The sequence below is a fragment of the Flavimaricola marinus genome, from assembly GCF_900184895.1.
In the GTDB taxonomy this organism is placed as follows: domain Bacteria; phylum Pseudomonadota; class Alphaproteobacteria; order Rhodobacterales; family Rhodobacteraceae; genus Flavimaricola; species Flavimaricola marinus.
This window is the reverse complement of the sequence record NZ_FXZK01000009.1, coordinates 138,831-150,497: the sequence shown is the minus strand read 5'-3', so window position 1 is coordinate 150,497 and position 11,667 is coordinate 138,831. Positions and strand designations below refer to the sequence as shown.

Sequence of the window (11,667 nt, the reverse complement as noted above, 5' to 3'; positions counted from 1 at the left end):
GAACTACAACAATCAAAGACCGCATTCGGCTTTGAAAAACCTGACACCGAGGGAATTCGCAGAGAAAACGATGATGGACAAACTGGCCGCCTAAGGCCATCAACCAAAACCCAAAGACTCTCCGCAACGTGGAGGAAACTTGGGGCTCAGGTCAACCTTTGAGGCCCGGTTCGAGAAGAAATGCTGTAAACTGGGTCATGAAGACCAAGCGTTACAATCAGAGGCGGGCCGGTGCATTGGCCTGAATCGATCCGCGTGTCTATCGGCGCAAGTCGTCGGGGCCGCCGGACACCGAGCTACGAGCCAGAATGAAAGAGCTGGTGTCCGAACGGCGGCGGTCCGGCAATCGCCGTTTGCAAATCCTGCTGAAGTGAGGAGGCTGGGAAGTGAACCGGAAGTAGCTGTACCGACTCTACCGCGAAGAAGGATTAGCCAACCGTAAATGCGACGGTCGCAAGCGTGCAGTGGGCACCAGAACGCCCATGGCGATCCCGCAAGGGCCGAACCAGAGGTGGTCGCTCGACTTTATGTCGAATGCGCTGGAAGACGGGAGGCGGTTCCATGTGCTGAACGTCTTCGACGACTTCAATCGGGAATGCCTGGCTGCCGTCGTGGATACATTCATCGGTTGTGCGCGTGTCGTCCGCGAACTGGACAAGATCGCCAAGCTGCGTGGATATCCCTGCATGGTAGTCTCGGACAACGGAACCGGACTGACATCAAACGCGATGCTGAAATGGCAGGAAGACCGCAAAGTTAGTTGGCACCAAATTGCACCGGGCAAGCCGATGCAAAACGGCTTGGTCGAAAGCTTCAACGGAAGGATGCGCGAGGAGTGCCTGAACGAACATCTGTTCCGGTCTATGCGCCACGCCTGCCGCATGATTGCGACATTGCGCGCCTATTACAATCACAACCGGCCTTACTCGAGCATCGCTGGCATGACGCTACACGAATATGTCAACTGCTCAAAGCAAAACTAAAACCTGAACAGAGCTAACCTGAACTAGCGGAAACAAAGGCCAGCAGGTCAGCCGTAAAGATAATTCATTGCAAACTCAAGTTGATAGTCAATACAATCGAGGCCGACCAATCCTTGGATAGGATCCCCGTGGTTTGAAATGACCCAAGCATTAGATGCATTTCGGCCGACTGAAGATTGATACCTATGAAAATATGGCTCAAGTTAAGACCTAAGTGGGCCCTTCACGTCACTTTCCCGTTCCGACGGACGTAGCACTCCACCGACTTTCCGTATTTGATACTTTGCAGGTCATCCGGTCGGCTTGCAAAGTCGCCATTCACAGCGTTCTCATAGCCCTTCGCCTGGTTTCCAACTACGAAATGCTTTTTGTTGACCTAAACACAACAGCTCTACAACAGGGATATCGAGCGTGTCAGTAAGTTCGGCTTTGACGATGGTCCGTTCCAATGATTACTGTATGCGGTGACAGGCGACGACTGTTTCTTGTCAAGCTCGTGCAGTGTCTGAGAGTTGAGCTTGATATGTGATATTTGAAAGTATCCGGCACGCGGTCGTGGGTTCCGGATGCGGTGTCGATTTAAGGCGCGGAACCCTCCGCAATCGCGGGGCGCGATTCTCAGAGGATCCGCCGGTGCGGGTCCATCTCGCCGCCGGGTGCACAGATCCCGCGGATGACGTCGCACAGATCCTTGAGTTTGCGGTCCATCGGGCCGGCGCGCGTCACCATGCTGACCTCGGCCAGTATCCCGCCGAGATCGATCGGCAGGTAGGAAATGCCGGGATATGCATTGACCGCGGCCGAATAGGGCATGATCGCCAGCCCCATGCCCCCCGCGACAAGGCAGAGGCCCGCCGCGGTGGAGGTGTATTCCGGCCCCTGTTCGGGCTGGACTCCGACATCGGCGAGATACTTGTTGATCGTCGGCTCGAAGCCGGTGCCGATCTTGGCAATGAACCGCATCAGCGGCTGTCCGACGAGATCCTCGGCCGTCAGCGACTCCCGCGTTGCCAGCGGGTGATCCGAACTCATCGCGACGCACATCCCCTCGCGATAGATCACTTCGCCCCTTAAGTAACTCGGCAATCGCGCCGGCCGCATCAGCCCGACTTCGAGCTCGTTCTCCAGCAACATTCTCAGTTGAACGCCGGTTGTTTCCGAAAACGGTGACAACAGAACGGCAGGGTGGATATCGCGGAACTTCCGCATTGCGATCGGCAGGACCGTCGAGGTCCCGACGCTGATGAGCCCCACGCGAATCTGTCCTGCCTCGTCGCTGGCGGTGGCTCGCGCAAATCGCACGCCTTCGTCGAGATCGGAAAGCACCTGCTGCGCATAGGACTGAAATCGCCGCCCGGCTTCGGACATCTGGACCTTGCGGGTCGTGCGGTGAAAGAGCGGCGTGCCGATCCTCTCTTCAAGCTGTTTGATCTGTTGCGAGAAAGGTGCTTGAGCCATGTGAAGCCGCTCCGCCGCGCGACCGAAGTGGAGCTCTTCCGCCAGCAGCAGAAAGTATCTCAGGTGCCGAATCTCGATGCCATTTATCATGTCGTATGTATGAAACTTAGTGTCATTAATCCATTTATTGTCTTAATTAATGATGCTTGTCTACCGGTATCCGCCCCTTTGGAAGTGGCGAAACAGACCGGAGCAGGCATTTGTCACCGACCTTCATACTGACCAAAATCTTGCGAATGGCGCTGACGCTTCTGGCGGTGGTGACATTCACATTCATCGCCCTGCGCCTGTCCTATGACCCGGCACAAGCCATGCTCGGCCCCGATGCCACTCAGCGCGAAATGGAGCAGTTCCGCGCAAAGTGGCATCTCGATAAATCGCTGATCCAACAATACGTGATCTACGTCCGCAATCTCGCCACGGGCGATTTCGGGATCTCTTTTCGCGACGGCCGACCGGCCCTCGACGTGATCTTTGAAAGGGTGCCACACACCCTGCAATTGGGCTTCGTTGCCTATGTATTCGCGATTTTGATCGGGGTCCCTGCGGGCATCCTCGCAGCACTCAAGCGCGGGTCTCTTTTCGACCGGCTGATCATGGTCTTCTCTGTCGTGGGCTTTGCCTTGCCGAACTTCTTCTTCGGCATCCTGATGATCCTCGTGTTCTCGATGATGCTGCAATGGCTGCCGAGCGCAGGCTCTTCGAGCTGGCAGCACTTCATAATGCCGGCCGCTGCCCTGTCCCTGACCCTTGCGGGGATCCTGGCGCGGTTCACCCGGTCTTCGATGCTCGAGACCTTGTCGAAGCAATACATGCGCACCGCCGAGGCCAAGGGCGTGAGCAAGATGCGCCGCACTGTGGCGCACGCCCTGCCCAATGCGGCGATCCCGGTCGTCACCATCCTCGGTCTCATGCTGGGTCAGCTCGTTGCCGGCACGGTCGTGGTCGAGACCGTCTTTGCATGGCCCGGTGTCGGGCGGCTTCTGATCAGTTCCGTCTCCGGCAAGGACCTTGCCGTGGTTCAGGCGCTGGTCCTGTTCATTGCCTTCGCCATGGTTCTCGCCAACTTCATTGTCGACATGTCCTACCGACTTCTCGACCCCCGTAGCCGGAGCAAGTCGTGAAGCGATTTCTGAGCAACCCCGTCCTCGCCCTCGCTGGACTCGTCCTGATCGTCATTGCCTTCATGGTTCTGTTCGGGCCGCTGATCTCCCAGGATCCGTCGAAGCAGAACCTCATGTCCCGCTTGCAGGGGCCGGTCTGGACCGAAGGCGGCAGCTGGGATCACTGGCTAGGCACCGACCGGCTGGGTCGCGACATGGGCGCCCGCCTGATCGTGGCGATGCGCATGTCCATTGGGGTGGCCCTGATCGGCACATTCATCGGTGCCGTGGCAGGAACGATCATCGGCTTCATCGCCGGGCATTTCGAAGGACTGGTGGATGACGTGCTGATGTCCATCGTCGACATCCAGTTGTCGTTGCCCTTCATCCTGATCGCCCTGACGCTGCTGGCCTTCTTCGGCAACTCCCTGACGCTCTTTATCGTGCTCATGGGGCTTTACGGATGGGAAACCTATGCCCGGCTGACCCGCGGCCTCGTCATGGCGACGAAGCGCCAGACCTACGCCCGTGCCATCGTGGCTCTCGGTGCATCGCCCGCCCGCCTCTACCTGCGCCACGTCCTGCCCAATATCGCCAGTGCTCTGATCGTGCAGGTCACGCTGACGGTGCCCGGGATCATCCTGCTGGAAAGCTCGCTCAGCTTCCTCGGGATGGGCATCCAGACCCCTCTGACTAGCCTGGGCCAGATCCTCGGTGATGGTCGCGAATACCTGACGACCGCCTGGTGGATCTCGGTGTTTCCCGGACTCATCATCTTCCTGATGACGCTGTCGATCTCGCTGATCGGTGACGGCCTACGTGACCGTCTCGACCCAACTCTCCGGGCCCGCGATGCCTGAACCCACAAGAAAAGACCATGCCCAACCAACAGGAGACCTAACCATGGTTACACGTAGAGACGTCCACAAGATGATCATCGGGGCCGGTACGATGAGTTTCGCCGGTATCGGTGCCGGTGCCCAAGCCCAGGAGATCGACACGCTGCGCATCGCCGTCGACGCGCTCTGGGCGAACATGGCGCCGATCAACGGGCTGTCGACCTCGGCACGCCGGATCTACAACAACTTCTATGAATCCTTCACAGAGGTCGACTACATCGCCGATCCCGACGGATCGGTGATCGTGCCCAAGCTGGCCACCTCCTACGAGCGCAACGGCAAGGTCTGGACCTTTAAGATGCGCGAAGGGGTGATGTTCCACAACGGCGTCGAAATGACGGCCGAGGACGCGGCCTTTACCCTTTCAGCCGAACGCTATCGCAACGAAGACGCCTTCGAGCCGCGCGGCGCCATCTATTCTGAAGGCTTCGTCCGGGTCGAAGCGGTCGACCGCTACACCCTCGAGATCGAGACGGCCAGCGAAGACCCCTACGTTCCGGCGAAACTGAGCGGGTCGGTCGGCCTGATCGTTCCCAAGGACTACTACCTCGAGGTCGGCGTCGACGAATTCGGCCTCAACCCCATCGGCACCGGCCCCTACAAGGTCACCACTTTCCGTTCCAGCGAAATTCTGGTGATGGAGCGGTTCGACGACTACTGGGGCGAAGCTGCTCCGGTGCAGACGGTGGAATGGCGGATCGTGCCGGAATACGCCGGCCGGATGGCAGGCGTCGTGTCCGGGGAATACGACATGATGGTGGGCATCCCTCCCGACCAGATCGCGCAGATTGCCTCTTACGACAACGTCAACGTCCAGAACGTGGCCGTTTCCGGCTATACCGCCTTTGGTTTCAACACCCGACCGGACCCGGAGGACAACCCGCTGGTCGACGAACGTCTGCGCTATGCGATGATCCAGGCCGTGGACATGAATGCGATCGTCGAGTCCCTCTTCGGTGATCTGACCTTCCACCCGGACGTGCCCTTCAACTTCCCCGAATACGGCCCCTACTACGACCCGAATGCCGTAAACCCGCTGCCGTATGACCCCGAGGCGGCCCGCGCTCTCGTGGCCCAGACCGATTACGACGGCCAGCCTCTGCTGTGGCACATCACCCGCGGCTACTATCCGAACTATGAACTCGCCGCCGAGATCATGGTCGAGATGTGGCGCGAGGTCGGGATCAACGTCGAGATGCAGGTGCTGGACAACTTCTCGCTCGTCTACCAGCGCCCCTATCACCTCATCAATTTCTCGAACGGTTCGAGCTTCATTCCCGGCGACCCCTACCAACCGCTGTGGCTGGACTGGAACCCCGGTTCCACCCGCGCCAGCGCCGACTGGAAGGTCTGGGATCCGACCGAGGAATACATCCGCCTCGGTGAGGAATTCGTGAACTCGGTCGATTTCGACGAACGCAACGAGGCCTACAAGGCTCTCTCTGCGGAATGGCAGCGCGTCACACCCGGCTTCTACCTGTGGAAGCTCTTTGCGACCTACGCGACCCGCGCCGACATCGAATGGACAGCGGCCAGCGCCGAAATGCGCCTGTACGCCCCCTACCTGAAACTCAACTGAGGAAGAAGGCGCCATGCCGGAGACCAAACACCTTCTGTCGCAGATGACGTTCGACGAATTCGCCCAGCGGGCGGCGGAGAACCCCGTGATCCTCTTGCCCTTTGGCAGCCACGAGGAGCAGGGGCCCCACGCACCCATGGGCGACTACATGCTCGCCGACCGCATCGCCGGCATGGCCGCCCAACGGTCGGGGGCGATAGCCGCCCCCACCGTCCCATTCGGATACGCCGACTTCTTCCGGTCCTTTGCCGGCGGCATCCAGTTGAGGTCCGCCACCTTCAAGGCGTTGGTCGAAGACGTGGCGACCAATTTTCTCGATCACGGGCTGACCCGGCTGGTGATCGTGAACGGACACACGACCAATGCCTTTCTGATCGACGAGGTCATGCGCAAGCTGCGCCGTGAACGTGGCGTGCTGATGTCGTCCATCAATATCTGGCAGTGTCTGAGCCCCGCCGACTGGACAGAGATCCACGGCGACAATGTCGCCAAGGCCCGCGGCCACGGCGGTGACCCCGTCACCTCGTCCTACATGCATCTGTTTCCGGAGCTTCTGCGCCCGGACCTGATGCGCAAGGCCCCGGACAATACGGCCTTCGGTCATCGGATGCTTGGCCCGTCCGGCATCTCTTTCAATGGCAGCGCGGTGAACATGCCGCTCACGGCCAAGGAGTTCAACGAGGATGGGATGATGGGCGGCGACGCCACCCACTCCAGCCCCGAAATCGGCGCGAAGATCGTCGAGAAGATCACCGCCAAGATTGCCGACTTTGCCACGTTCTTTGCCGGTTGCGACACGACCACCTTCACCCCTACCGCCCCGCTGGAAACTTCGGATGTCTGACGCTCTGCTCACCTACGACAACCTCAGCGTTCGCCTGCCCGAGCGCATGGATCGCGAATACGCGATCAAGGATCTGTCGCTCAGCCTCAACGCCAACGAGATCCTCTGTGTCGTGGGGGAAAGCGGTTCCGGCAAGTCGCTCACCGCGCTCTCGACCATGGGCCTGCTCGACCGGAACGCCCTGACACCGTCCGGGCGGATCGATTTCATGGGCCGCAACCTGCTTGAAATCGACGAGCAGGAGCGGCGCGCACTGGTCGGTGCGAAGCTCTCGATGATCTTTCAGGAACCGATGGCCTCGCTCAATCCGTTCTACAGGGTCGGCGATCAGGTGGCCGAGACCTTCTCGGTCCATACCGATCTTCCCAAGGCGGAGATCCGCGAAAAGGTGTTGGCGCTTTTCGACGAGGTGCTGCTGCCCAACCCCGAACGCATCTACCGCTCTTATCCGCATGAACTGTCTGGCGGACAGTGCCAGCGGGTGATGATCGCCTCGGCGCTGGCGCTTGACCCGGCTGTCCTCATCGCGGACGAGCCGACGACGGCGCTCGACGTAACGACCCAGGCACAGATCCTCAAACTGATGCTGGCGCTGCGCGAGAACCACAACACGGGCATCATGTTCATCACCCATGATTTCGGCGTCGTCGCCGAGATCGCGGACCGTGTCGCTGTCATGCAGCATGGCAATCTCGTCGAGATCGGCACCGCCGCCGAAGTGCTGCGCAATCCGCAGCACCCCTATACGCAGCGGCTCCTGTCTGCAGTGCCGATCCTCGAACCCCGCGCCGCGCGCACCGATCTTGGCGAGCAGATCCTCAAGGCTTCGGGAATTCGCAAGACCTACAACTACAAGGGCGCTCGCGGCTCGACGGTGTCGCTCAAGGCGGTCGACGATGTTTCGATCACTTTGCGTCGGGGCGAGACCCTCGGCCTCGTCGGAGAGAGCGGATCGGGCAAGTCGACCCTGTCGCAGAGCATCATCCGCATGGTCGAGCCCGATGCGGGCGAGATCGTCATCGACGGCATTCCGCTTCACACGCTCCGGACCCGCGCCCTGCGCCGCGCCCGTCGACACATGCAGATCATCTTTCAGGATCCCAATACCGCGCTGGACCCGCGCCAGAAGGTCGGTGACGCAATCGCAGAGGGCCCCATCGTGCACGGTGTGTCCAAGACCGAGGCCCTCAAGCGGGCCGAAACTCTGCTTGAATCCGTCGGCCTCGACGCCTCGGCCTCGCAGCGTTTTCCGCACCAGTTTTCGGGCGGTCAGCGCCAGCGCATCTGCATCGCCCGCGCTTTGGCGCTGGAGCCGGCCCTGCTGATCGCGGACGAAAGCGTCTCGGCCCTCGATGTCTCTGTGCAGCGTCAGATCCTGGACCTGCTGCACGAGATTCAGGGCCGGCTGAACTTCGGTCTTCTCTTCGTCACCCACGACCTGCGCGTCGCCTCTCGCATCTGCGACAGGATCGCGGTGATGCAGAAGGGAAAGCTCGTCGAAGTCGGCGAACCGATCGATCTCTTCCAGTCACCTCGCGAGGAATACACCCGTCAACTTCTCTCTGCCGTTCCCGGAACGGCTATCGGCCAGCTGGCAATGCCGTGAGGGCCTTTCGGCACGCCTGACCGCGCGCCATTCAGTACAAGGATTAACTATCAAATGATTGCAAAGTACGCGATCGGGGCTTCGGCCCCGCAGGTCTCTGCTACGCTGTTGAAACGTCTCGAAGAGGTCGAGTTGGCGACGATCGGCCACTTCGCCGACCGCGGTTTCATGCACCCCTCGATCAAGCCGCTGACGCCCCCAAAGGGCACGATAACCGGCACCGCGGTGACTGTCGCGATCCCCGGAATGGACAGCACGTTGCTGCAATATGCCGTCTCTACCCTGCGTGAGGGCGACATCCTCGTGGTCGACCGTTTGGGCGATGCGCGGCATGCCTGTATCGGCGGCGGCGTGGCCTCGGCCATCGCCCGCAAGGGCGGCGCGGCGGCCATCATAGGCGGCCCCTGCACCGACCCGGACGAGATCATGGAGCTGGGCCTGCCGGTCTATTCCACGGGGGTCTCCAGCATCACCACCCGCATCCGCGACGGCGGTGGCGCCCTGAACAAGCCGGTGTCCGTCGGCGGCGTTCCGGTCCTGCCGGGCGACATCGTCATGGCGGACGCCACAGGTGTCATCGTGATCCCCCCCGACGAGGCCGAGGCGATCTGCGAGGTGGCACTGGCCCGGCAGAAGAAGACCGCCGAAATGTTCGCCCGCTTCGCTGCCGGCGAGCAGCCCGCCGGCCCATCCCCGGCCATTCAATTCGTCGAAAACGCACTGAGAGGTGAGAACAATGGATAGGTCCGTCGTCGAGCAGGCACGCCATGAATACTGGGATCGCCGCAAACGTCCGGCGGTCAGCGACAAGGGTGTCGTGACGAGCCAACATTTCGCGGCCACCCAGGCCGGGATCGCGGTGCTGGAGGAGGGCGGCAATGCCGTCGACGCGGCCGTCACGACGGCCCTGACCCTGCAAACCGCCGAACCTTGGATGTCGGGCCTCGGGGCCTGTGGCTACATGCTGGTCGTCGAGCCGGATGGCTCCGTCGAATGCATCGAATTTACCGGCCGCCTGCCGGCCAAGATGGACATGGATGTCTATGCAGAGAAGGGTGACGGCAGCGCCTATTTCAACGGCAATGCGATCTCGAAGAACGACGCCAACGTCCGCGGTTTCCTGTCAGTCGCGATCCCCGGATGCGTGCGCGGCTTTTCCGCCGCACTTGACCGGCATGGCACCATCCCCTTCGCCCGGGCACTTCGCCCCGCGCTTGACCGCGCCCGCGCCGGGATGGAGGTCGACTGGCACACCTCTTTGACCATTGCTCTCGGCCAGCCGGAGATGCGCCGGGACACGGGCATGCAGGCGATATTCCAACCCGACGGCAAGATCCCTTGGCCCGGAATGCGTCTGGCCATGCCGCAGCTTGCCCAGACACTCGAACGCCTGACCGAGGTCGGCCCCGAAGATTTCTACACCGGCCAGATCGCGCGAGATCTGGTGGCCGATCTTCAGGAGAACGGCAACGGCATCACCCTTGAGGACTTGGCCGATTACCAGCCGCTGATCTACGATGCGATCCCCTTCGACTTCGCTGGCCACGTGATTCACACCCCCGGCCACACCAGCGGCGGCCATCGTCTTCGTGCGGCGCTCGGCATGTTCGAGGAACGCCACGGCGCTGGCCCGGACGGCCCGGAGTTCTTTGCGCAAATGGCACGCGCACTGCGTGAAGCCTATGCCGGCGACAAGCCCCTCGCGCCCCCGGCCGAGACCGACGCCAAGGGGTCTACGACCCAGATCAACGCGGTCGACGCCACCGGCCGTATGGTCGCGATCACCTTCACCTTGTTCAACCGCTTCGGCGCCTATGCGCTCTCGCCACGCACCGGCGTGCTTCTGAACAATGGCATGGCTTGGTACGATCCCCGCCCCGGCCGCGCCGCGAGCATGATCCCCAAGGCCTATGCCCATTCCAACATGTGCCCGGTTGCGATCACAGGCGCGGGCCGAAGTCATGCTGTGCTGGGTGCGTCCGGCGGAAACATGATTGTGCCCGCGCTGGCCCAGATCGTCGCGCTTCACCTGTCGGCAGGTCTCGACGTCGAGGACGCCTTGATGCGTCCGCGCATGGATGCGGGGGCCGGCCCAGGCATCATCGCCAATGTCGACATGTCCGACGCCGAGATCGCGGCCCTCGAAGAGATCGCACCGGTCCGCCCGGCGCAAGCCGAGGTGATGCATCGCCCCTTTGCCTCACCCGCCATGATCGGCCGACGCGCCGAAGCCTTTGTAGGGATGCCCGACATCTCCTACCCCGCCGCCCACGCGGCCGCGTTGGAAAGGAATGCATGATGATCCCCGAAGCACTGCTTTCTTCGATCACGGGTGTGCTCAGCGTCGATGCCCCTCGTGCCCCTCGAACGGCTCTGGTCTTTGACAGCCCGCATAGTGGCCTCCAATTGCCTCTGAACTTTCACCCTGCCGTCTCGCCCGAGATGGTGCGCGTCGCCTCCGACACCTATGTCGACGAATTGTTCGAGAGTGCGCCCGACTATGGCGCACCTCTCCTGCGCGCGCATTTCCCCCGCTCTTTTCTCGACGTGAACCGATCCGACCAGGACGTGGACCTCGAGATGATCGAAGGCGATTGGCCGCACCCGATGCGTGAGAACGCCGCCGCCAAACGTGGGATGGGCCTGTCTTGGCGGTATGCCTGGGGCGATACGCCGATGCATGACCGCAAGCTGACCGTGGCCGAGATGGAGGCCCGGATCGAGACCTATTGGCGGCCCTATCACAGCCGGCTCGAGTCGTTGCTGGACGACACCTACGCGAGCTTCGGCACGGTCTACCATATCGACTGCCACTCAATGCCGGCGATCGGCCATGCTCTTTCGCCCGATCCGGCGGGAACGGTGCGGGCCGATTTCGTCATCGGTGACTACGATGGCGAGAGCTGCGAGCCGGCGTTGACGGATCTGATTTGCACCACCGTCGAGGGCCTTGGCTACTCCGTCGCCCGGAATATCCCGTTCAAGGGGGCGGAGCTTGTCCGTCGCTACAGCGACCCCGCCAAGGGCCGGCACTCGATCCAGATCGAGGTGAACCGACGTCTCTACATGGACGAGAAGAGCCGCGCCCGATCCGACGGTTTCACCAACCTTCAAGGCGCGATCACGCGCCTCAACGCCGCGCTGCACGACTACGTCGCGGCCCGGACCTGACCTACACGCGCCCGCGCGCGCACC

9 protein-coding genes and 1 pseudogene are annotated in these 11,667 nt (G+C 61.6%); 9 read left to right on the top strand and 1 reads right to left on the bottom strand.

Annotation, left to right across the window (positions count from 1 at the left end):
* Window positions 1-158: 158 nt before the first annotated feature.
* Window positions 159-983: pseudogene (locus LOM8899_RS17955) on the top strand (IS3 family transposase); the annotation flags it as partial.
* Between the two features lie 618 nt (window positions 984-1,601).
* On the opposite strand, the gene LOM8899_RS17950 reads toward LOM8899_RS17955, so the two are convergent.
* Window positions 1,602-2,531, bottom strand: a complete 930-nt coding sequence (locus tag LOM8899_RS17950; RefSeq protein ID WP_093993626.1) for a LysR family transcriptional regulator — start codon at window positions 2,529-2,531, stop codon at window positions 1,602-1,604.
* A 110-nt stretch (window positions 2,532-2,641) separates the two neighbouring features.
* On the opposite strand from LOM8899_RS17950, the gene LOM8899_RS17945 reads away from it, so the two are divergent.
* Genes LOM8899_RS17945 through LOM8899_RS17910 form a run of 8 tightly spaced genes read left to right on the top strand, consistent with a single transcriptional unit; the run spans window position 2,642 to window position 11,643 of the window.
* A complete protein-coding gene (locus LOM8899_RS17945) occupies window positions 2,642-3,565 on the top strand; it encodes an ABC transporter permease (RefSeq protein WP_093993625.1) in 924 nt (307 codons plus the stop codon).
* A complete protein-coding gene (locus LOM8899_RS17940) occupies window positions 3,562-4,404 on the top strand; it encodes an ABC transporter permease (RefSeq protein WP_093993624.1) in 843 nt (280 codons plus the stop codon). Before LOM8899_RS17945 ends, LOM8899_RS17940 begins: the two co-directional genes overlap by 4 nt.
* Window positions 4,405-4,447: 43 nt before the next feature.
* Window positions 4,448-6,022, top strand: coding sequence for an ABC transporter substrate-binding protein (locus LOM8899_RS17935; RefSeq protein ID WP_093993623.1), 1,575 nt, complete (start codon window positions 4,448-4,450; stop codon window positions 6,020-6,022).
* Window positions 6,023-6,035: 13 nt separating this feature from the next.
* A complete protein-coding gene (locus LOM8899_RS17930) occupies window positions 6,036-6,866 on the top strand; it encodes a creatininase family protein (RefSeq protein ID WP_093993622.1) in 831 nt (276 codons plus the stop codon).
* On the top strand, window positions 6,859-8,472 hold the full coding sequence (locus LOM8899_RS17925) for a dipeptide ABC transporter ATP-binding protein (protein WP_093993621.1): 1,614 nt from the start codon (window positions 6,859-6,861) through the stop codon (window positions 8,470-8,472). Before LOM8899_RS17930 ends, LOM8899_RS17925 begins: the two co-directional genes overlap by 8 nt.
* 54 nt (window positions 8,473-8,526) lie before the next feature.
* Window positions 8,527-9,216 carry an RraA family protein gene (locus LOM8899_RS17920; protein WP_093993620.1) on the top strand — a complete coding sequence of 230 codons (690 nt, stop codon included), beginning with the start codon at window positions 8,527-8,529 and terminating at the stop codon, window positions 9,214-9,216.
* Window positions 9,209-10,771, top strand: a complete 1,563-nt coding sequence (locus LOM8899_RS17915; RefSeq protein ID WP_093993619.1) for a gamma-glutamyltransferase — start codon at window positions 9,209-9,211, stop codon at window positions 10,769-10,771. Before LOM8899_RS17920 ends, LOM8899_RS17915 begins: the two co-directional genes overlap by 8 nt.
* Window positions 10,768-11,643 carry an N-formylglutamate amidohydrolase gene (locus LOM8899_RS17910; RefSeq protein WP_245820595.1) on the top strand — a complete coding sequence of 292 codons (876 nt, stop codon included), beginning with the start codon at window positions 10,768-10,770 and terminating at the stop codon, window positions 11,641-11,643. The genes LOM8899_RS17915 and LOM8899_RS17910 overlap by 4 nt, the downstream gene beginning before the upstream one ends.
* Window positions 11,644-11,667 lie beyond the last annotated feature (24 nt).